Origin of the sequence: Tomitella biformata AHU 1821, assembly GCF_000524475.1 — a bacterium.
GTDB classification, from domain to species: Bacteria; Actinomycetota; Actinomycetes; order Mycobacteriales; family Mycobacteriaceae; genus Tomitella; species Tomitella biformata.
Genome location: NZ_BAVQ01000003.1, coordinates 183,890 through 204,927, shown reverse-complemented (window position 1 = coordinate 204,927; position 21,038 = coordinate 183,890). Strand labels below are relative to the sequence as shown.

19 protein-coding genes are annotated in these 21,038 nt (G+C 68.9%); 7 read left to right on the top strand and 12 right to left on the bottom strand.

Going from position 1 to position 21,038, the window contains the following annotated elements:
- Nucleotides 1–146: 146 nt before the first annotated feature.
- A complete protein-coding gene (gene glnA / locus TBIF_RS01920) occupies nucleotides 147–1,580 on the bottom strand; it encodes a type I glutamate--ammonia ligase (protein ID WP_024793195.1) in 1,434 nt (477 codons plus the stop codon).
- Between the two features lie 226 nt (nucleotides 1,581–1,806).
- Here glnA and TBIF_RS01915 point away from each other — a divergent pair, with 226 nt between their 5' ends.
- Nucleotides 1,807–2,283 (top strand): RDD family protein, encoded by a 477-nt coding sequence (locus TBIF_RS01915; protein ID WP_024793194.1) that lies wholly within the window; start codon nucleotides 1,807–1,809, stop codon nucleotides 2,281–2,283.
- A 169-nt stretch (nucleotides 2,284–2,452) separates the two neighbouring features.
- Here TBIF_RS01915 and TBIF_RS01910 read toward each other — a convergent pair whose 3' ends face one another.
- The 5 genes from TBIF_RS01910 to sucB all read right to left on the bottom strand — a co-directional run bounded on the left by TBIF_RS01910 (nucleotide 2,453) and on the right by sucB (nucleotide 7,910).
- The gene (locus TBIF_RS01910) at nucleotides 2,453–3,211 is read right to left on the bottom strand and encodes a DUF4191 domain-containing protein (RefSeq protein WP_024793193.1); all 759 of its coding nucleotides are present in this window, start codon (nucleotides 3,209–3,211) and stop codon (nucleotides 2,453–2,455) included.
- A 42-nt stretch (nucleotides 3,212–3,253) separates the two neighbouring features.
- Nucleotides 3,254–4,264, bottom strand: a complete 1,011-nt coding sequence (gene lipA, locus TBIF_RS01905) for a lipoyl synthase (protein ID WP_024793192.1) — start codon at nucleotides 4,262–4,264, stop codon at nucleotides 3,254–3,256.
- Nucleotides 4,265–4,322: 58 nt separating this feature from the next.
- On the bottom strand, nucleotides 4,323–5,087 hold the full coding sequence (lipB, locus tag TBIF_RS01900) for a lipoyl(octanoyl) transferase LipB (RefSeq protein WP_024793191.1): 765 nt from the start codon (nucleotides 5,085–5,087) through the stop codon (nucleotides 4,323–4,325).
- A gap of 48 nt (nucleotides 5,088–5,135) precedes the next feature.
- Complete coding sequence (locus TBIF_RS01895) at nucleotides 5,136–6,023, bottom strand: TIGR01777 family oxidoreductase (RefSeq protein WP_024793190.1); 888 nt, start codon at nucleotides 6,021–6,023, stop codon at nucleotides 5,136–5,138.
- 129 nt (nucleotides 6,024–6,152) lie between these two features.
- Nucleotides 6,153–7,910: a 2-oxoglutarate dehydrogenase, E2 component, dihydrolipoamide succinyltransferase gene (gene sucB / locus TBIF_RS01890; RefSeq protein ID WP_024793189.1), complete on the bottom strand. Its 1,758-nt coding sequence runs from the start codon at nucleotides 7,908–7,910 to the stop codon at nucleotides 6,153–6,155.
- Between the two features lie 441 nt (nucleotides 7,911–8,351).
- Here sucB and TBIF_RS01885 point away from each other — a divergent pair, with 441 nt between their 5' ends.
- Nucleotides 8,352–8,723 carry a hypothetical protein gene (locus TBIF_RS01885; protein WP_024793188.1) on the top strand — a complete coding sequence of 124 codons (372 nt, stop codon included), beginning with the start codon at nucleotides 8,352–8,354 and terminating at the stop codon, nucleotides 8,721–8,723.
- Between the two features lie 66 nt (nucleotides 8,724–8,789).
- Here the strand turns inward: TBIF_RS01885 and TBIF_RS01880 are convergent, their stop codons facing one another.
- Both TBIF_RS01880 and TBIF_RS01875 read right to left on the bottom strand, forming a co-directional pair.
- On the bottom strand, nucleotides 8,790–10,298 hold the full coding sequence (locus tag TBIF_RS01880) for a leucyl aminopeptidase (protein ID WP_024793187.1): 1,509 nt from the start codon (nucleotides 10,296–10,298) through the stop codon (nucleotides 8,790–8,792).
- An 81-nt stretch (nucleotides 10,299–10,379) separates the two neighbouring features.
- Complete coding sequence (locus TBIF_RS01875; RefSeq protein WP_024793186.1) at nucleotides 10,380–11,111, bottom strand: DUF6544 family protein; 732 nt, start codon at nucleotides 11,109–11,111, stop codon at nucleotides 10,380–10,382.
- A 144-nt stretch (nucleotides 11,112–11,255) separates the two neighbouring features.
- On the opposite strand from TBIF_RS01875, the gene TBIF_RS01870 reads away from it, so the two are divergent.
- Complete coding sequence (locus TBIF_RS01870) at nucleotides 11,256–12,359, top strand: branched-chain amino acid aminotransferase (RefSeq protein WP_024793185.1); 1,104 nt, start codon at nucleotides 11,256–11,258, stop codon at nucleotides 12,357–12,359.
- A gap of 29 nt (nucleotides 12,360–12,388) precedes the next feature.
- On the opposite strand, the gene TBIF_RS01865 is transcribed toward TBIF_RS01870, so the two are convergent.
- From TBIF_RS01865 to TBIF_RS01855, 3 genes are read right to left on the bottom strand one after another with little or no spacing between them, the layout of a single operon-like run.
- Complete coding sequence (locus TBIF_RS01865) at nucleotides 12,389–13,129, bottom strand: adenosylcobinamide-GDP ribazoletransferase (protein ID WP_235174455.1); 741 nt, start codon at nucleotides 13,127–13,129, stop codon at nucleotides 12,389–12,391.
- Between the two features lie 49 nt (nucleotides 13,130–13,178).
- Nucleotides 13,179–14,255 carry a nicotinate-nucleotide--dimethylbenzimidazole phosphoribosyltransferase gene (gene cobT, locus TBIF_RS22665; protein ID WP_038169395.1) on the bottom strand — a complete coding sequence of 359 codons (1,077 nt, stop codon included), beginning with the start codon at nucleotides 14,253–14,255 and terminating at the stop codon, nucleotides 13,179–13,181.
- Nucleotides 14,256–14,260: 5 nt separating this feature from the next.
- A complete protein-coding gene (locus TBIF_RS01855; protein WP_024793183.1) occupies nucleotides 14,261–14,953 on the bottom strand; it encodes a DUF3043 domain-containing protein in 693 nt (230 codons plus the stop codon).
- Between the two features lie 67 nt (nucleotides 14,954–15,020).
- Between TBIF_RS01855 and TBIF_RS01850 the strand changes: the two genes are divergently transcribed.
- The 3 genes from TBIF_RS01850 (at nucleotide 15,021) to TBIF_RS01840 (ending at nucleotide 17,672) form a co-directional block, all read left to right on the top strand.
- A complete protein-coding gene (locus TBIF_RS01850) occupies nucleotides 15,021–16,070 on the top strand; it encodes a glycerate kinase family protein (RefSeq protein ID WP_024793182.1) in 1,050 nt (349 codons plus the stop codon).
- Nucleotides 16,071–16,227: 157 nt separating this feature from the next.
- Nucleotides 16,228–16,593, top strand: a complete 366-nt coding sequence (locus TBIF_RS01845; protein WP_024793181.1) for a HesB/IscA family protein — start codon at nucleotides 16,228–16,230, stop codon at nucleotides 16,591–16,593.
- Nucleotides 16,594–16,694: 101 nt separating this feature from the next.
- Complete coding sequence (locus tag TBIF_RS01840; RefSeq protein ID WP_024793180.1) at nucleotides 16,695–17,672, top strand: carbohydrate kinase family protein; 978 nt, start codon at nucleotides 16,695–16,697, stop codon at nucleotides 17,670–17,672.
- A 61-nt stretch (nucleotides 17,673–17,733) separates the two neighbouring features.
- Here the strand turns inward: TBIF_RS01840 and asnB are convergent, their stop codons facing one another.
- Nucleotides 17,734–19,659: an asparagine synthase (glutamine-hydrolyzing) gene (gene asnB, locus TBIF_RS01835; protein WP_024793179.1), complete on the bottom strand. Its 1,926-nt coding sequence runs from the start codon at nucleotides 19,657–19,659 to the stop codon at nucleotides 17,734–17,736.
- Between the two features lie 263 nt (nucleotides 19,660–19,922).
- On the opposite strand from asnB, the gene ctaC reads away from it, so the two are divergent.
- The gene (gene ctaC, locus TBIF_RS01830; RefSeq protein ID WP_038169393.1) at nucleotides 19,923–21,038 is read left to right on the top strand and encodes an aa3-type cytochrome oxidase subunit II; all 1,116 of its coding nucleotides are present in this window, start codon (nucleotides 19,923–19,925) and stop codon (nucleotides 21,036–21,038) included.

Here is a 21,038-nt window from a genome sequence, read left to right as displayed (position 1 = left end):
GAGTCGCACGACCGTCCCGTGGCGCATTGGCCTTCGTGGGTACGTCCACCGACAACGCGACCGACGTTGTTGAGGCCCCTACTCGAGGAATGCCTCAACATCGTCGGTCGCGTTGCGGTCTTGCGCCGCCTAGCTCTAACTGCTGACTAGCAGTCGTAGTACAGGTCGAACTCGTACGGGTGCGGGCGCAGGTTGATCGGGGCGATCTCCTCCTCGCGCTTGATCTCGATCCACTTCTCGATCAAGTCGGTGGTGAACACGCCGCCCTCGGTGAGGTAGTCGTGGTCGCGCTCGAGGTTGTCGATGACGTCCTTGAGCGAGGTTGGGGCCTGGGCGACGTTCGCGGCCTCCTCCGGGGGAAGCTCGTAGAGGTCCTTGTCGATGGGGTCCGCGGGCTCGATCTTGTTGCGGACGCCGTCGATGCCAGCCATCATCATCGCGGCGAACGCCAGGTACGGGTTGCCGGAGGAGTCGGGCGAGCGGAACTCGATGCGCTTGGCCTTGGGGTTGCTGCCCGTGATCGGGATGCGCACGCAGGCGGAGCGGTTGCGCTGCGAGTACACCAGGTTGATCGGTGCCTCGTAGCCGGGCACCAGCCGCTTATACGAGTTGATCGTCGGGTTGGTGAACGCCAGCAGCGACGGCGCGTGTTTCAGAATGCCGCCGATGTAGTGGCGCGCCATGTCGGACAGGCCCGCGTAGCCGGACTCGTCATGGAAGAGGGGCTTGCCGTCCTTCCACAGGGACTGGTGCGCGTGCATGCCGGAGCCGTTGTCGCCGAACAGGGGCTTGGGCATGAAGGTGACGGTCTTGCCGGCCTGCCAGGCGGTGTTCTTGATGATGTATTTGAACAGCATCAGCTCGTCCGCCGCGGCGAGCAGCGTGTTGAACTTGTAGTTGATCTCCTGCTGGCCGCCGGTGCCGACCTCGTGGTGCAGGCGCTCGAGCTCGAAGCCCGCGTTGGTCAGGTTCGTGGACATTTGGTCGCGCAGGTCGACGAAGTGATCGTACGGGGCGACGGGGAAGTAGCCGCCCTTCATGCGGACCTTATAGCCCAGGTTCGGGCTGCCGTCGGCCTCGGTGGCCTTGCCGGTGTTCCACCAGCCGGCCGAGGAGTCGACCTTATAGGAGCTGCTGTTCACCGACGAGTCGAACTGCACGGAGTCGAAGATGTAGAACTCGGCTTCCGCGCCGAAGAAGCAGGTGTCGGCGATGCCGGTGCTCTTCAGGTACTCCTCCGCCTTGCGGGCGACGTTGCGCGGGTCGCGGCTGTACGCCTCACGCGTGAACGGGTCGTGGACGAAGAAGTTCATGTTCAGCGTCTTGGCCGAGCGGAACTGGTCGACCGTCGCAGTGGTGACGTCGGGCATCAGCTGCATGTCGGACTCGTGGATCGACTGAAAGCCACGGACGGAGGAACCGTCGAATGCGAGGCCGTCGACGAACACGTCCTCGGTGAAGGCCTTCGCGGGGAGCGAGAAGTGCTGCATGACCCCGGGCACATCGCAAAAGCGGATATCGACGTATTCGATGTCCTCATTCTTGATATAGGCGAGGACCTCTTCGGGGGATTTGAACACCTTTTTAGACTCCTTGGTCAATACCCATCGTGGTGCGACAGGCGCGGCTACACATCACACGGTAGCGGCGCGGTATTGCTCAGCCGTCAACCACATGTTGCGACGGTGTTACACGTTACGGGTATCTGGGGCCGTCCACCCGGTTCCCCGGGGATTTAGGGACCTGCGCCACAGTGCGCTGCGACGGCGGGGGACCAGCCGCCGGCGCCCACGTACCCTATGAGGCATGCGCGACTCAATTGGCTCCTGGCTCAACGGCCCCTCCGCGGCCCTGCCCAAGGGCGAGGACGGTACCGAGGAAAAATATCGCGGCGAGCGGATGGGGCTGCCGGAGACCGGCGCGGGTTCGTTGGCGCCGACCACCAGGCGAGTCCTGGCGCTGGTGATCGACTGGCTGCTGAGCGTCGGCATCGGGCTGCTGGTCATGAACGTGTGGGACGGCGCCCCGGACAAGGCGACGACCACCCTGCTGGTGTGGATCCTGGTCAGCGTGGTCGGCGTGTGGCTGTTCGCGTTCACCCCCGGCCAGGCCGCGTTGGGCATGGGCGTCGTGCGGGTGGACGCGCCGGTGCGGGTGGGGCTGGGCCGGTCGTTCTTCCGCGTGCTGCTGACCGTGTTCATCATGCCGCCGCTCCTCAACGACATCGACGGCCGCGGCCTGCATGACCGCGCCACCCAGTCGGCGGTCATCCGCACCAGCTAGCCCAGCGCCGAAAGGTCCGCGGTCGCCGCGGTTTGACCGCGAGGCCCCGCTTGCAGTCGCGGCGGACCCGTGCAGGTGCGGCGGACTCACGGGCACGGGCGCAGCAGCAGTGTCTGGAATGGACAATCCCCCGGGGCCAGCGGCCTCGGGGGATTGTTGTCTCAGCGGGTCACGCGCCGCCGCCGCGGCGGCGCATCGTGCGCTGCATGCCCTTCTGCTTGGCGTTGCCGGGCATCGGGCCCTTGGGCAGCGCCGCGCCGGCGCCGCCCTTGCTCTTGAGCGCGGTCATGCGACCCTCGATCGCGTCGAGGGTCTTGGTGTCGATGTTCTTCGGCAGCTTCGTCAGGGTGCGCTGCAGCTTGGACAGGGGGATCTGGCCCTCGTCGTTGCCGACCGTGAACTCGTAGATGGGGGTGTCGCCGATCAAGCGGGCGGTCCGCTTCTTCTCCTGCGCCATCAGCGGCTTGAGCCGCTGGGGGGCGCCCTCGCCGATGAAGATCACGCCGGGACGCCCGATCACTCGGTGCACCGCGTCCATCTGGGTGGTCGCCGCGACGGCAGAGGTGACGCGCCACGCGCCCTTCAGGCTGTCGAGGGCCCAGGCCGCCGCGCCGGGCTGCCCGTCGGCCTTTTTGTACACGCTCTTCTGGACCCGACGGCCGAAGAGGATAAAGGCCAGCATCGCGCCGAGCAGGATGCCCATCGGGATCGAGGCCCACAGCACCAGGTCGCCGATCAACGCGCCGATCCCGACCACGACGGCCGTCGTGCCGAGCAGGCACAAGAGCATCAGCGGGACAAGGGCCTTATCTTCCTTGCGCTGCATCTGGAAGGCCTGCCAGATTTGCTTCCTGCGCTGCTTGGAAGCCTCTTTACTGACGGCCTTGGCCGCTTTGCGCTGTTCCTTGCTGGGTTTCACCTTCGCCATGCCCCTTAGGATACGGACGACGGCGAAGCGCTGTGCGCCTGGTCAGCGCTTGAGGCGCGCGAGCACGGAACTGGCCTCCTGCGAGGCGGTCCCGGCCTCGGCCAAGTGCGCCAGGTTCGCGGGCAGTTCCTGGCCGCGATGGGCTAGCGCCTGGGCGTAGAGGCGGCCCGCGCGGTACGACGAGCGCACCAGCGGCCCGGCCATGACGCCGGCGAAACCCATCTCCTCAGCGTCCTTGGAGTGCGCGACGAACTCTTCCGGCTTGACCCAGCGGTCCACCGGGTGGTGCAGCGCGGACGGACGCAGATACTGGGTGATGGTGATGATGTCGCAGCCGGCGTCGTGCAGCGACTGCAGCGCGTCCGTGATCTCCTCGGGCGTCTCGCCCATGCCGAGGATGAGGTTCGACTTGGTCACCAGGCCGTACTCGCGCGCGGCGGTGATCACGTCGAGGCTGCGCTGGTAGCGGAAGCCGGGGCGGATGCGCTTGAACACGCTCGGCACCGTCTCGACGTTGTGGGCGAGGACCTCGGGGCGGGTCGCGAAGACCTCGGCCAGCTGGTCCGGCTTGCCGTCGAAGTCGGGGATGAGGAGCTCGACGCCCGTGTCGGGGTTGAGTTCGTGGATCAGGCGGACGGTTTCCGCGTAGAGCCAGGCGCCGCCGTCGGGCAGGTCGTCGCGCGCCACGCCGGTCACGGTGGAGTAGCGCAGCGCCATCTTCTTGACGGACTCTGCGACGCGACGGGGCTCGTCGCGGTCGAGTTCCTTCGGCTTGCCCGTCGCGATCTGGCAGAAGTCGCAGCGGCGGGTGCACTCGTCACCGCCGATGAGGAACGTCGCCTCGCGGTCTTCCCAACATTCGAAAATGTTGGGACACCCCGCCTCCTCGCAGACGGTGTGCAGGCCTTCGCCGCGCACCAGGTCCTTGAGGGCGGTGTATTCGGGACCCATTTTCGCTCGGGTCTTGATCCACTCCGGTTTGCGCTCGATGGGTGTTAGAGCGTTCCGTGCTTCGATGCGCAGGAGCTTGCGTCCTTCTGGGGCCACAGTCACGATCCCCACCCTACGCGCCGCCCTTGGCGGGGGCCCGTGGTGTCCCGGCCTGCGGTTTCTAGGCCAGGCGCAGGGTTGGCAGGGGAGTGGCGGGACGGCTCAACTCGGCGATGGTCGGGCGGCGGATGTCCTGGTGCGCGACGGGCAGCTCGCCGTCGAGGGCGGCCAGGACGGCGTCGCGCACGGCGTCCCGCACCTCGGCCACCGCGACGACGCGGCCGAGCTCGGAGCTCAGCGAGCCCACTCCGGCGTCCGGGATGCCGCACGGGATGATCTGGCCGAAGCCGGACAGGTCCGCGTCGCAGTTGATCGCGAAGCCGTGGAGGGTGACGCCGCGCTGCACGCGCACGCCGATGGCCGCGACCTTGCGCTCGGGTCGCAGCTCCCCGTCGACCACGGTGGTGGGCAGCCACACCCCGGAGCGGCCCTCGATACGCCCGCACTCCAGGCCCAGCGACTCGCACGCTGCGATGAGGCCCTGCTCGAGGCGGCGCACATAGTCGACGACGTCGATGGGCTCCGCGAGCTTGATGATGGGGTAGCCGACGAGCTGGCCGGGGCCGTGCCAGGTGATCTTGCCGCCGCGGTCCACATCGATGACCGGGGTGCCGTCGACGGGCCGGTCATGGGGCTCGGTGCGGCGGCCGGCGGTGTAGGTGGGGGGATGCTCGAGCAGGAGCATCGTGTCCGGGCCCTCGCCGTCGGCGCGACTGGTCGCGAGCTCACGCTGCAGGTCCCACGTGCGTTGATATTCGGACAGCCCCAGGTCGGTGACGACGACGGGCTCGGCGGACGCTCTCGCAGACGCAGTGACGCTCCTCATGCTGGTCACGCTACGCGGTGGGCCGCAGCGGGCCCAGGTCAGGGACGCTCAGCCCAGGGCGGCGTCCAGCGCCTGCCCGATGGTGTGGTGGTGGAACGTGAATCCGTTGGCCTCCAGCACGGTTGGGATGGCGCGCTGGCCCGCGAGGACCCCCTCCGCCGCAAACTCGCCCAGGACCGCCTTGAGGGCGAAGGCGGGGACCGCCCAGGGCGCCGGCCGGCGGACGGTGCGGCTGAGCGCGGCGTTGAACCGGGTGTTGGTCACCGGCGCCGGCCCCGTGAGGTTGACGGGCCCGCTGATCTCGGGATGCTCCAGGAGGAAGGTCAGCGCCCGCACCTCGTCCTCGAGGGAGATCCACGACATGTACTGGCGGCCCTCCCCGAGACGGCCACCGAGCCCGGCGCGGTAGAGGTTCGCCAGCCGGCCGAGCATGCCGCCCGTCCTCGCGAGGACCAGGCCGCTGCGGACGATCGCGACGCGGGCGCCGGCCTCTGACGCGGCCGCGGTGGCGTCCTGCCAGTCCGCGCACACGCGGGCCAGGAAGCCGGTGCCGACGGGGGCGGACTCGTCGACGATCCGGTCGCCGGAGTTTCCGTAGTACCCGATGGCGTTGGCGTTGAGCAGCGTCGGCACGCCGGCCGCAGCCACCGCACCGGCCAGGGCCTCCGTTGCTCCGATGCGGCTGTCGCGGATCTCCTGCTTGCGGGCACCGCTCCAGCGCCGGTCGCCGATGCCGACTCCGCACAGGTTCACCACCGCGTCCACCCCGGCCAGCTGCTCCGGGTTGATCCGGCCGGTGACCGGATCCCACGAGATCTCGTCGCTGGCGCGGGCCTCCCGACGGACCAGCAGCAACACCTCATGGTGGGCCCTGCGCAACGCGGCCACCAACGCCGTCCCGATCAATCCGTGGGATCCGGCGACGGCGATACGCATGGTGACGGCCTTTCCTCTGTGGCTTGCGAGCCCTAGCTTGGGAACAGCTCGGGGGCACCATCATATCGACGGTGCCCCCGAGATGCGGGTTAAGCGGTTATGGCCGATGCAGAGGCCATAGGTGGAGGATCAGAGGCCCAGATCGGCCTCGAACGCGCCTTCCTCCAGCCGGTGTCGGATCGTCGTCATGAACCGGCCGGCGTCCGCGCCGTCCACCAGGCGGTGGTCGTACGTCAGCGGCAGGAAGCACATCGAGCGGATACCGAGCGACTCGTTGCCGTTCTCGTCCACCACGACGGCCGCGCGCTTGACGATCGCGCCCGTGCCCAGCATCGCCGCCTGCGGCGGGACCAGGATCGGGGTGTCGAACAACGCGCCCTGGCTGCCGATGTTGGTGATGGTGAAGGTGCCGCCGGAGAGCTCGTCGGGCTTGAGCCCGCCGTTGCGCGCCCGGTCGGCGATGTCCACGATGGCGCGGGCGAGCCCGGCCAGCGAGAGATCGCCCGCGTTGTGGATCACCGGGGACAGCAGGCCCTGATCGGTGTCCACGGCGATGCCGAGGTGCACGGCCGCATGGTAGGTGAGCTCCTTGGCGGGCTCGTTGTAGCTGGCGTTGACGTTCGGGTGCACCTTGAGCGCCTCGATCGCCGCCTTCGCGAAGAACGGCAGGTACGTCAGGTTGACGCCCTCACGCTCCGCGAAACGCGCCTTCGCCTTGGCCCGCAGAGCCACGATCTTCGACACGTCGACCTCATGGGTCTGCGTCAGCTGCGCCGTGGTCTGCAGCGACTCGCGGGTCTTGATCGCGGTGATCTGCCGGATGCGGTTCGCCTTCTGCGTGGTGCCGGGCAGATTCGCCAGCTCCGGCCGGACGCTCGCGGCGGCCTTTGCCGCGGGAGCGGCAGCTGCTGCTGCGGGCGCGGGGGCCTTCTGCGCCTCGGCCGCGGCCAGCACATCCTGCTTGCGGATGCGGCCGCCGACGCCGGTGCCGCGCACCGCGTTCAGGTCCACGTTGTGCTCGTTGGCGAGCTTGCGCACCAATGGCGTCACGTACGGGGTGTTCCCGGACTCAGCCTCGGTTGCCCGCGGCGCGACTGCCACGGCGGGAGCCTGAGCCGGCGCTGCCGGAGCCGGGGCCGCTGCGGGCTTCGGCGCGGGGGGCGGGGTCGGCGCGGGCGGCGGGGTCGGCGCCGGCGGGGGGGTGGGTGCCGGTGCTGCCGGAGCCGGGGCTGCGGCAGGCGTCGGTGCCGGTGCTGCTGGGGCGGGAGCGGCGGCGGGTGCGCCGGAGCCGATCAGGGCCAACTGGCCGCCGACCTCGACGACGTCGTCCTCCTGGGCGTTGATCTCCAGCAAGGTGCCCGCCACGGGGGACGGGATCTCAGTGTCGACCTTGTCGGTGGAGACCTCGAGCAGGGGCTCGTCCACGGCGACGGAATCGCCGACGGCCTTGAGCCAGCGGGTGACGGTGCCCTCGGTGACGGATTCGCCAAGCTCTGGCATCGTCACCGGGCTGCCGGCGCCGGCAGGCGCGCTGGAGGCGGGCGCGGCAGGCGCGGCGGGCGCTGCTGCTGTGGGCTCGGGTGCGGTGGTGGGCGTGGGGGCGGCGGCGGGCTCGGGCGCGGGCTCGGCGGCGGCCGGTGCGGCCTCACCGGGCTCGCTGATGACGGCGAGCTCGCCGCCAACCTCGACCTCATCGTCTTCCTGGGCGACGATCTTGCTGAGAACGCCGGAAATGGGAGAGGGGATCTCGGTATCGACCTTGTCGGTGGAGACCTCGAGCAACGGCTCGTCAATCTCGACGGTGTCGCCCTCCTGCTTGAGCCACCTCGTGACGGTTCCCTCGGTGACACTCTCACCAAGCGCCGGCATCTGGACGGAGAAGGCCATGTCGTCTGACTCCTAGACGTTGGGGGTGGTTATGCGGTGACGCGGGTACTGCTGGCTATCGATTATGAAGATGATTTCGCTTCATTCTGGTGCGGCCGGGAGGCCTGGCGGGTTCGAATGCCAAACTCCGGGGCAGAATCTCGGGACGTCTTCGATCGCCGGAATAGGACAGCTCAACGGCGACCGCGCAGCAGCGCGCTCGTGTGGGCTGAATCCGGTGCGTTCGATGGTGACGACCGCGAACAAATTCTGCTCCTGCTAGATAGGCGAAGGTAACCCTGTGCCCCATCCTTGCACCCTCGCGAGAATCCTGCCCGAACCGGGTCAGCGCCCCGCGGCTCTCGGTGGGGGCAGCGAGGTGGGGTGCTCAGCGTTCGCACAGTTTGGAGTGGCACAATCTTGTCTTGATCATTGGGATGGGGTGCCTGGAAGGGGTGCGCGATGGGGCGATTCACCGGGCGTTTCGCGTGGGGCGCCAGCAAGTCGGAGCGCGACGCCCACGACGCCGATCTCAGCTATTTGATGGCCTGGGGCTCCTCGCACACCGGCGTCGAGGGCTTCGTCGAGCCGGCCAACAAGTTCAACGACCTGACGATTGTGCTCGTGGACATCGACGGCAACTGGACCCGGCGCGCACTCTCGGGGCCGAAGGCCGCGCAACGGCTCGGCCGCGAGCTGGAGATGCCGGTCTACGACGTGCTCAAGGTCGGCTACCCCAAGCGCATGCGGGACAAGCTCGAGCGCGCCCGGATCCTGCGCAAGCGGGCCGCGCGCGAGGAGCTGCTGCGCGACATGCCGCGCAGCGAGGGCTGAGCCCCGCAGGCTCCCTCGAGAACCTGCGGGGGACTCCTGTAGCCCTGCGCGGCTAGCCTTTCGCGACTAGCCTTTCGCGACGATGTCTTCCAAGACCCCGATAATTGTGCGGACCGGCACGCCGGTGCCGCCCTTGCCCGTGTAGCCGAACGGCCCGCCGGTGTTGAAGGCCGGCCCCGCCACGTCGAGGTGCGCCCACTGCACGCCCTCCGCGACGAACTCCTTGAGGAACAACGCCGCGGAGAGCATGCCGCCCCAGCGGTGGTTCGTGACGTTCGCGAGGTCCGCGACCCGGGAGTCGAGGTCGGGGCGCAGCTCAGCCGGCAGCGGCATGGCCCACGCGTTCTCGCCGACCCCCTGGGAGATCTTCGCGACGCGGTCCCGGAACTCGTCGGTGCCCATCACGCCAGGGGTCCGATTGCCGAGCGCCACCATCTGCGCGCCGGTGAGCGTCGCGGTGTCGATCAGGTAGGTCGGGTTGGCCTCGCAGGCCAGCGCGATCGCGTCGGCCAGCACCAGTCTGCCCTCGGCGTCCGTGTTGATGACCTCGACAGTGGTGCCGCCGTACTGGGTGAGTACGTCGCCGGGGCGCTGCGCGGTGGCCGACGGCATATTCTCCGCCATCGGCACATAGGCGGTGACGTTGAGTGGCAGGTTCAGCTTGGCGACGAGCGCGATCGTCGCGACCACCGCCGCGGCGCCGCCCATATCGGACGTCATGTGCTCCATGCCCGCGGCGGGCTTGATGGAGATGCCGCCGGTGTCGAAGGTGATGCCCTTACCGACGAGCGCCACGGTTGGCGCGCCCTCGACGCCGCCGCGGTGGGCGAGCGTGACCAGGCGCGGCTGGCGGGACGAGCCCTTGCCGACACCGACAATGCCGCCGAAGCCCTGCGTCGCCAGCTGGACCTCATCGAGGATCGTCACGGCCAGGCCGGTCGCCTCGCCGAGCAGGCGTGCACGCTCGGCGAACTCCTCGGGGTAGAGGTGGCTCGGCGGGGTGTTGACGAGCTCACGCGCGGTGGCCACGGCGGTGGCGACGGCGACGGAGCGCTCGAGGGTGGACTCGGCGCTCGCGTCGGCCTCCGAGACCAGCAGGTCGACCCGGGCCAGCGGCGCGGGGGCGTCGGCCGTCTTGAACTCGTTATAGGTGTACGAGCCGAGGAACAGGCCCTCCGCCGCGCCCTCGATGCTGAGCAGCGACAGGGTGGTCGCGACGTGGGTCAGTCCGGACAGCGCGCGGGCGGCGACACCGGCGGCGCGGCGCACGGCCTCCGGGTCCCCGGCATTATCGGCGGAGCCTAGGCCCACGGCGATCACGCTGGCGACGCCCAAGTCGGCGGGGGCCGGAATGCGGGTGACCTCGTCGGTCTTGCCCTTGGCACCCACGGCCTCGAGCTGCTGGAACAGCTCATCCCACAGGCCCTCGGGCAGCGCCTCGGAGTCGATGAGCAATTGCAGCTCGTTGTCGGCGTTGGTCACGCCGATGATCAGCGCTTGCGCCTCGGGGGCGACAGCGGTGGCCAGGACCAGGCTCGGTCCAAGGTCGCGGGCGGGGAATGTACGGGCAGTCACAGATAGCTCCTGACGGTTTGGCTGATGTCGCCATCCTAGCCATCGGCGCCGATGGCCCCGGGCGGTGCGGAGGCAGGGGGATCAGGCTCCGGCGAGGTCGCGGATCTCGAACCGGAAGAACTCGCCCGCAGCCCAGCCCCCAGTGCCGAAATTCCATCCGAGCCGGCCCGCGCTGGGAATCGACATCCCGTCGAATACGCGGTGGGCCGTGACCTCCCCGCCGAACGGGTGCAGGCCCCAGGCTCCGCTGGAGTCCGGGTCGCCCCACCTGTCAAAGATGAACGAGGCGATCTGTCCGGTGCCGTCCAAGCGCAATGTGAGCGAGGTCTCCGTGGGGCCCAGCGCTCGCCTCGCGGTGATGGTGGTCTCGTCCACCGCGGCCCACCGCACGCCGAATCGGGGCAGCAATGTGGTGGGCGCCCACACGGATTCGGCCGCCCCACGGCCCGCGGCGCTGCGGGACACGTCAGGGCCCGACATCTGCGCCAGGGGCAAGAGTCCGCCCAGCCTCCACCGCATGGCCCCGGACTCCTCGAAATACTGGTCGTACCCGGAGATCAGCCCGGCCACACGCGCCCGCCAGATGAATCCTGTCGTGGGGGCGAGAATCTGCCGCGCGCGGAACGGCAGCCACCGTCGTAGTTTGATGGTGCCGCGCATCTTGATCTGCACGCACGAGTGCAGGGGTGTATTGGGCGCGATCGCGGTGGAGAGGTATCGGCGCACCGGCTCGTCGAGTCCGGCGATCTCCGACTCATCGAATGTCGCCGTCACCCCCGGGCCCCCTTGGAGCCGGGCGAGCCAATCGGACATTGTCGCTCCAACACCGGGGGGCTGCTGCTGGCTGTCCACGAGCACAGTATGCGCGCGGAGGCTTCGGGGGAGGGGTGAACGGGGGTTGCATCGCCGTGGGAGCGACGACGAGGCCCGAAAGCGGCTTGCGATAACATATTCGGCATGACTGGCCTTCCTGTGTTTGCCCACGTCCCCCACCCCGCCCCACAGTCGGCGGAGGCGCGCGAGGCGGTATTGGCGGCACCGGGTTTCGGCAAGCACTTCACCGACCACATGGTGACCATCGACTACTCGCCGGAGCAGGGCTGGCACAACGCCGTCGTCCGGCCGTACGGCTCCATCCAGTTCGACCCGGCCACGACGGTCCTGCACTACGGGCAGGCGATTTTTGAGGGGCTCAAGGCCTATCGGCACGCGGACGGTTCCATCAACTCGTTTCGGCCCGACGCGAACGCCCACCGCTTCCAGCTCTCCGCGGAGCGCATCGCGATGGCCGAGCTGCCCGCGGACCTGTTCCTCGAATCGCTGCGCGAGCTCCTGGCCGTCGACCAGGGTTGGGTCCCTGCCGCCGGTGGCGAGGAGTCGCTGTACCTGCGGCCCTTCCTGATTGGCACCGACGTGGGCCTCGGCGTCCGCCCGTCGGATTGCTACCAGTACATCTTGATCGCCTCCCCGGCCGGCGCCTACTTCCCGCGCGGGCTCAAGCCCGTCAGCGTGTGGCTCTCCCGCGACTACGTGCGCGCGGCCCCTGGCGGCACCGGCGCCGCGAAGTTCGCCGGCAACTATGCCGCCTCCCTGATCGCGCAGGCCCATGCCGCGGACCAGGGCTGCGACCAGGTCGTGTGGCTCGACGCGATCGAGCGCGAGTACGTCGAGGAGATGGGCGGGATGAACCTGTTCTTCGTCTTCGGCACCGGCTCCGACGCCCGTTTGGTCACCCCGGAGCTGTCTGGCTCGCTGCTGCCCGGCATCACCCGCGACTCGCTGCTGCAGCTGGCCGCCGACGCTGGCTACCCGGTTGAGGAACGACGCATCAGCACCACCGAATGGCAGCGCGGCTGCGCGTCGGGCGAGATCAGCGAGGTGTTCGCTTGCGGCACGGCCGCGGTGATCACCCCCGTGGGATTCGTCAAGCATGTGGACGGCGAATTCCAGATCGGGGACGGCGAGGCGGGCGAGGTGACCAAGGCGCTGCGCGACACGCTCACGGGGATCCAGCGCGGGACCTTCGCGGACACTCATGGCTGGATGACCCGCCTGGCCTGATCGGGCCGCGCTATTGCGGGGTGGACGGCCTAGAGGGTGAGCGCGGCCGCGGACAGCACCACGGAAATCTCGATCACCGCGCCGAGGACATCGCCGGAGAGGCCGCCGAAGCGCCGGGCGCAGTGCCGCGTGAGCAGGACGGTGGCGACAAGCACCGCGAGCACGACCACGGGACCCAGCCAGGGCTGCCCCGGCACCGCCCACACGGCCGCCGCGGCGAGGATCGCGGCCCACAGCAGGGGAGTCGCCAGTGGCTGGGTGCCGACCACCAAGGCCCCGAATCCTGTCTCGGTCGCGGCGGCGGTGCCCCGCCGGCAGGCGAGGACAATGGCGACCCGGCCCAGTGCGATCGCGAGAATGACTGCAAGCCAACGGGATTGCTCTGCGAGGGTGCCGAAGGCGAGGGCCTGGGCCCCGATGGACACGACGAGCGCGGCTACCCCGAAGGGGCCAGCTCCGCCGTCGCGCATGACCGCGAGGGCGCGCTCGGGCGGGCCATAGCAGCCGAGGCCGTCGACGGTGTCCGCCAATCCGTCGATGTGCATGCCGCGAGTGGCCAACGCGAGGACGGCCACCGCCAGCAACCCGGCCAGCGCGGCAGCCATGCCCAGTGATGTCAGTCCCCACAGCACGGCGAAGACGGCGGCGCCCAGCACGAGGCCGGTGAGCGGCGCGGCGGCGATGGCCCGACGGCCCGCGACGCGGTCGATCTCCGCCGGCCCACGCACCGGCAGCACCGTGAGCCAGGAGAACGCCAGCGCCACCCCGATCGCGGCGCCGCGCAGGAGACCTGAACGCTGAGGGTTAGAACGATGAGGACTAGGCAGGATCGCCCGCGCTGATTCCGGCGGTCTCGAACGTCGCCATATTCGCGAGTACGACCACGGCGGCGCGCAGCAGCGGCACGGCGGTCACCGCGCCGGAGCCCTCGCCGAGTCGCATCTCCATCTCCACGAGCGGGACCATGTCGAGTTGCTGCAGCGCCGAGGTGTGCGCGGGCTCGGTGGAGCGATGCCCGGCGACCCACCAGTGCTCGGCGCCGGGGGCGAGCGATCTTGCGACCAGCGCGGCGGCGGCCGCGATGACGCCGTCGAGGATCACGGGTGTGCGCCGAACGGCTGCCTGGGCGAGGAAGCCGGCCATCGCCGCGAAGTCCGCGCCGCCCGCGGTGCGCAGGAGTGCGACGGGATCTTTGGCGACGGGCCGGGCGCGCACCATGGCATCGCGCACGGCGGTGGTCTTGCGCATCCAGCCGTAGTCGTTGATGCCGGTGCCGCGGCCGACGGCGACGGCGGGCTCGAGGCCGGTCAGCGTGGCGATGAGCACGGTGGCGGGGGTGGTGTTGCCGATGCCCATGTCGCCGGAGATCAGCAGGTCCGCGCCCGCGTCGACCTCCTCGTCGGCGATCGTGCGGCCGGCTGCGATGGCGTCCAGGGTCTCCTGCTCGGTGAGCGCGTCCTCGCGGTCGATGCTGCCGCTGGAGCGTCGGATCTTGTGCGCTTGGACCTGCGCGGGGACGCCAGGGATCTCGTCGCAGTCCACGGCGATATCGGCGACCCGGACACCTACGCCGAGCGCCTCGGCGATCACATTGACCGCGGCTCCGCCGGCGAGGAAGTTCTGCAGCATCTGCACGGTGACCTCGGCGGGGAACGCGGACACGCCGTGCCGTGCGATCCCGTGATCGCCGGCGAAGACGACCACGCGGGGTCGGTTGAAGTCATGCGGCGGGCACTGGCCCTGGCAGGCGGCGATCCAATTGCCGAGCTCCTCTAGCCGGCCGAGCGAGCCCGGCGGCTTGGTGAGCTGGAGTTGGCGCTGCTCGGCGGCCCTGCGCAGCTCGGCGTCAGGCGGCACGATAGTGGGGAACAGGGAAGCTGGAAGTGGGGTGGTCACAGGTCCTAGACCTCGGCGCCGACCGAGACCTGCGGGCGCGGCGTGCGCATCTTGCGCAGCTGCGAGGCGCGGACGAACGCGTACCAGCCCAGGGAGAATTTGCTGTCGTTCAGGTTCGGGAAACGCTCTAGCGCCATGTTGTAGATCCGGCGGGCGAGGAAGAAGCCCTCGATGAGCATGATGGCCACCATCACCAGCATGAATAGCGCGACCAGAGACTGGATGGCCGGGTTCAGGAACAGCGAGATGATCATGACAATCGCCAGCGGCATGAACAGGCCCAGCAGGTGGCGGCTGGAGTCGACGTAGTCGCGGACGAACTTGCGCTCGGGGCCCTTGTCCCGGGCATGGAGGTAGCGCTCGTCGCCGTCCATCATCAGTTCGCGGCGCTCGGACATCGTGGACCGGCGGCCGGCGGCCTCCGCCTTGCGCTCGGCACGCGACTTCTTGGTGCCGTCTTTGTTCACCTTGCGGCGGGCGCGCGCCTCCTTGGAGTTCAGGGGCGCGGGCCCGGCCGGGCCGCGCTTGCGCTCGGCCTCTCGGCGCCTGGGCGTGGGGCGGCCCTTCTTCTCCGTGGTGCCCTTGGCGACGCGCGCCGTGGACTCGTCGTCTGCCGACGCGTCATCGATGTCTGTGTCGACGACATCGTCGACACTAGGCTTGGACGGTTTCTCGGAGCCCCCGCGGCGCAGCTTCATCACCCCACAAGGCTATAGGGAGCACGATCACTATGGCCAAAGCGGCCTATGCCGCTAACCTGGCCGGATGCGAGTGTTGCTGGCGCCGGACGGATTCGGGTCGACATTGACGGCGCTGGAAGCGGCTGCCGCGATGGCGTCGGGGTGGTCCGCGGCCCGCCCGTTCGACGAGGTGGCGGTGGCCGCGCAGTCCGACGGCGGCCCCGGATTCGTCGACGTCCTCGCCGGCTGCGGCGTCGTCCACGAGACGGCGGTGGCCGGCCCGCTCGGGCCGCCGGTGCGGGCACGGTGGCTGCTGACGGCGGACTCCGTCGCGTATCTGGAGGCGGCGCAGGCGTGCGGGCTGCACCTGCTCGGCGGCGGGCCCACCCCACGGGCGGCGGTGGCGGCCAGCACCTTCGGCGTGGGCGAGATGATCGCCGACGCGTTGGGCGCGGGGGCGAGAAGGTTGGTGATCGGCCTTGGCGGCAGCGCCAGCACCGACGGTGGCCGGGGGATGGTCGACGCGCTCGGCGGGCTCGACCGGTACCTCGATCTCCTCCGCCCGGTCCCGCTGCTTGCGGCGTCGGACGTGGCCAACCCGCTCCTGGGGCCAGCGGGCGCGGCCGCGGTGTACGGCCCGCAGAAGGGTGCCGACGCGCCGACCATCGCGCTGTTGGAGCGGCGGCTGGCGCAGTGGTCGGCCCAGTTGGCGGCGGCGAGCGGCATCGCTGTCGGGGGGCTCGCGGGAGGTGGTGCCGCGGGCGGGCTGGGCGCGGCGCTGCTGGCCGCGGGCGCCGGGCTGCGGCCGGGCGCGGATGTGGTGGGGGAGCGCACAGGCAGACGGGCGGCGATGGCTGCCGCGGACGTCGTCCTCACGGGGGAGGGGCGGCTGGACGGGCAGACGCTGCAGGGCAAGGTGGTGGCCCGCCTCGCGGCCGAGGCACGAGAGGTGGGGACGCCGCTGATTGTGCTGGCCGGGCAGGTGTCGTTGACGGAATCGCAGCTGGTGGAGCTGGGCACGCGGGCCGTGTATTCGCTCACCGAGTTCGCGGGTTCGGTGGCCGCCGCGATGGCCGCCGCGCCGGTACAGTTGGAGGCGCTCACGCGGATTGTCGCGGTGGAGTGGAGAGAGTGACCCGAGGGCTTCGCATTCCGCCTGCGGGGCACTAGGGTCGAGGCGAGAGTTATTTGCCGAGTTCCGGTTCGTAAAAATAATGCCAGCCCCGGGAATGAAAGCCAGACGCGTACTGTTCGACTAGTAGGCACGGGTCTGTACAGCTGAAGGAGAACCCATGACTGTCGAGAACGACACCACCACCGCTGCGGTCGATACCCACAGCGTGACGATGAGCGATGAGGCTGCGCAGAAGGCCAAGGCGCTATTGGAGCAGGAGGGCCGTGACGATCTGGCGCTCCGGATCGCGGTGCAGCCCGGCGGATGTGCGGGCCTGCGCTACCAGCTCTTCTTCGATGACCGCGACTTGGACGGCGACCTCGTGCGCGAGTTCAGCGGCGTCAAGCTGATCGTGGACCGCATGAGCGGCCCGTACGTCGAGGGTGCCGTCATCGACTATGCGGACACCATCGAGAAGCAGGGCTTCACCATCGAGAACCCGAATGCTGGCGGCTCTTGCGCCTGCGGCGACTCCTTCAACTAAGGCTCTCGAACCCAGCTTCGGACATTAGGGACCGCACCGATCGTGGTGCGGTCCCTAATGCGCGTTAGTTGTCCCAATCATCAAACCGAAAGGCCCCCTCAGTGACCATCGCAGTCACCGGCTCCATCGCGACCGACCATCTGATGCGCTTTCCTGGCAAGTTCTCCGAGCAGCTGATCGCCGACCAGCTCGAGCACATCTCACTCAGCTTCCTCGTTGACGACCTGGTGATGCGCAAGGGCGGCGTCGGCGGCAACATCGCGTTCGCGATGGGCGTGCTCGGCGGCAACCCGCTGCTGGTCGGCGCGGCAGGCGCGGACTTCGCGGAGTACCAGGGCTGGCTCGAGGGCCACGGTGTGAACTGTGCGGGCGTCCGCATCTCGGAGACCGCCCACACCGCGCGCTTCGTCTGCACCACGGACACCGAGATGGCGCAGATCGCCACCTTCTACTCCGGCGCGATGGCTGAGGCCCGCGACATCTCCATCGCGGAGCTCGCCACGTCGCAGGGACCCCTGGAGCTGGTGCTGATCGGCGCCAACGATCCCGACGCGATGCTCTCCCACACCCGCGAGTGCCGCGAGCTGGGCATCCCATTCGCCGCGGATCCCTCGCAGCAGCTGGCCCGTCTGGACGGCGCGCAGGCCTGCGAGGTCATCGAGGGCGCTGAGATCTTGTTCACAAACGAGTATGAGTGGGGTCTGCTGCTGCAGAAGACCGGCCTGACCGAGGCCGAGGTCGCGGCGCAGGTGGGCCTGCGGGTGACCACGCTCGGTTCGAAGGGCGCGATCATGGTCGACAAGGATGGGACGACGGTTGAGGTGGGCGTCGTGCCCGCGAATGAGACCGTCGACCCGACCGGCGTGGGCGACGCCTTCCGCGCGGGCTTCCTCACCGCTCGCGGCGCGGGCCTGAGCCTCGAGCGAGCGGCCCAGCTCGGCTCGCTGGTGGCCGTCCACGTCCTCGAGACCACGGGCACCCAGGAGTGGACGCTGGACCGTGGGGTCGCGCTGGCGCGGCTGTCCGACGCGTACGGCCCTGCGGCCGCCGCGGAGCTCGGCGCGCTCCTGCCCGCCTAGGGCTGCACATAGAGAAGGGGCGCGCCGTGCTGAACGGGCGCGCCCCTTCTCCGCGTGTGGACTACAGGTTGACCGGGTAGACGGGCTCCTGGATGTTGGGCTTGATGCGGCCCTCGACGAAGATGCCGTGCCAGATCATGAACGCCAGCACGGTCCACAGGCGACGGCTGTTGTCGATGACCCCGGCCTTGTGGTCGACGAGCATCTGCGCGGCGACGGCCTTATCGAAGATGTGGTCGGTGCCGGACTCGGCGATCACCTCGTGCGCCCAGTCGTAGAGCTCCGTGCCGGCCAGCCAGTGCCGCAGCGGCACGGGGAAGCCGAGCTTCGCGCGGTGCAGCACGTGGTGGGGGACGATGCCCTCCAAGGCCCGACGCAGCGCGTACTTGGTGGTGTCCTTCGTGATGCGCTGTTCGACGGGGACCCGCTGGGCCACCTCGAACACCTCGCGGTCGAGGAACGGCACCCGGAGCTCGAGGGAGTTCGCCATCGTGATCTTGTCGGCCTTGACCAGAATGTCCCCGCGCAGCCAGGTGAACAGGTCTAGATGCTGCATCCGGGTGACGGGATCCCAGCCCTCGGACTTCGCGTAGATGGGCGCGGTCACGTCCTGGTGCGTCCACTCCTGGCGGTAGTCGCGCAGCACGGCCTTGAGTTGGGCGTCGCTGAAGCTGCGGGCGTTGCCGTAGTAGCGGTCCTCCAGGGGCATCGAGCCGCGGTGCAGCAGCGACTTGCCCCGAGTGCCCTCCGGGATGCGCTCGGAAAGCTTGCCCGCGCCGCGGCGCAGCGCCTTCGGCAGCTTCTCGAACGGTGCCAGCGAGAGCGGCTCGCGGTAGATGGTGTAGCCGCCGAACAGCTCGTCGGCGCCCTCGCCTGAGAGCACCACCTTCACATGCTTGCGGGCCTCTTTGGCGACGAAGTACAGGGGGACCAGGGCGGGGTCGGCGACAGGGTCGTCGAGGTACCAGATGATCTCCGGGATCGCATCTGCGAACTCCCGTGGGCTCACGACCTTCACCACGTGCCGGGCGCCGATGGCCTCCGCGGACTCGGCGGCGACGTCCACCTCGGAGTAGCCATCGCGCTCGAAGCCGGTGGTGAAGGTGATCAGGTCCGGGTTGTGGCGGATCGCGAGCGCCGCGATGGCGGTGGAGTCGATGCCGCCGGACAGGAACGAGCCGACGGTGACATCCGCGCGCATGTGCTTGGCGACGGAGTCCTCCAGCGCGGCCGCGATCTCGCGGTAGCGGGCGTCCTCACTGCCAGGCGCGAACGGCCGCACGGGGAACGTCGGCTCGAAGTAGCGCTGCTGGCGCACCTCGCCGCCGGGGGAGACGGTGGCCCAGGAGCCGGACTCCAGGCGGGTGATGTCCGCGTGCAGGGTCTCGGGCTCGGGGACGTACTGCAGCACCATGTAGTGCTCGGTGGCGCGCGGGTCGAGTTCTAGGCCGATGCCGATGGTGTCGGCCAACTCGAGCAGGCTCTTCTTCTCGCTCGCGAACGCCGCGCCATTCGGGCCCGTCGCCAGGAACATCGGCTTGATGCCGAACTGGTCGCGGGCCAGGAACAGCTCCCGGGTCTGGCTGTCCCAGATGGCGATGGCGAACATGCCGCGCAGCTTGCGCACGACCTCGGGGCCCCAGTGGTGGAAGCCGGCCACGATCGCCTCGGTGTCGCCAGAGGTGTGGAACTGGGCCCCGTGCTCCTTTGTGAGCTCTGCCCTGAGCTCCAGGTAGTTGTAGATCTCGCCGTTGAACGTCATCGTATAGCGCTTGGGCGACTCCGCCGGGCCCCAGGTCAGGGGCTGGTGCGAGTGCCCGATGTCGATGATCGAGAGCCGGTTGAAGCCGAAGACCAGGTCCTCGTCATTCCAGGTGCCCGACTCGTCGGGGCCGCGATGGCGCTGGCAGTGCAGTGCCGACTCGATGGCGGGGACCGCGGCTGCGGCAGATCGATCGGCGGTCAAGAATCCGAGTAGGCCACACACGTGGACGCACACCTCACTGTTGGGGACGACATACTCCAGGACCGACGAGACCGTAGAGACCGTAGAGAAGGCGAATCGGCAATTCCGCATGCCGAGTATGCCGCACAATGGGCAGTGGGGTCGGCGTTGGCCCACGCTGGCGCCCTGAGAACCGTGGTGCGAGCGGCCCGGTACTCACCCGAGTGATGGTTCTTTGGTTCTTCTGGTCTACGCTGCGTAGTATTCCGAGGAGCAACCCTCGTATTCGGGCATGGCAGGAAGGCGTGAACGTGGCACACGGTGGTCGGCGTCGGATAATTCGGCGAACTGGGCTAGCGGGCTCTTTGGGCCTTGCAGGAATGGCTCTATCAGGTTGTTCGTTGACCGATATCAACAACCCGGTGCTTCGTGCCGGCTGGCCGGAGGGCATCACCCCTCAGGCCACCCGCATGCAGCACCTGTGGACATGGTCGATTGTGGCCGCGATGGTGATGGGCCTGCTGGTCTGGGGCCTCGTGTTCTGGACGATCCTGTTCCACCGCAAGCGTGCGAACTCGCCTGAGTTCCCTCGTCAGACCGGGTACAACGTGCCGCTGGAGCTCGCCTACACGGCGTTCCCCTTCGTCGCCGTCGCGATTCTGTTCTTCTTCACGGTGCAGACGCAGAATTACGTCGACAAGAACCCCGACGATGTCGGTGTGGTCGTCGATGTGACCGCTAAGAAGTGGAATTGGACCTTCGGTTACCGCGAGGCGGCGGAGTTCAACTACGGCGGCGCGAACGATCCCGAGTCCAACGAGCAGGGTCAGCGCGGCGCGAATCTCGAGGTCTCGGAAGAGGTCAAGGAGATGACGATCAAGGGCCAGGCGAAGGCCGGCATGGACATGTCCTACCTGTTCGAGGACGACATCGAGACCACCGGATCCACCACGGAGATCCCGGTCCTCGTGCTGCCGGTGGACACCAGCGTCTCATTCACCCTCGCGTCGGTCGATGTCATCCACTCGTTCTGGGTGCCGCAGTTCCTGTTCAAGCGCGACGTGATGCCGTATCCCGCAGCGAACCAGTCCCGTAACACCTTCACGATCTCTGAGATCGAGCGGACGGGCGCGTTCGTCGGCCGCTGTGCGGAGATGTGCGGCACGTATCACTCGATGATGAACTTCGAGATCCGCGCGATCCCCAAGCCGATGTTCGCCCGGTATCTCGAGATCCGGGACGTGTCCCGCAACGGCGGCGACATCGTGAGCAACGCCCAGGCCCTCGCCCAGCTCCAGACGGAGTTCACCGAGGAGTGCGGCGAGGAGCTGTGCAGCCCGACGTCGACCACGACGCGACCGTTCGAGGCCAAGTACTTGCAGCAGGCGAACAGTGTCGCCGGCCTCACCACCGGTAACTAA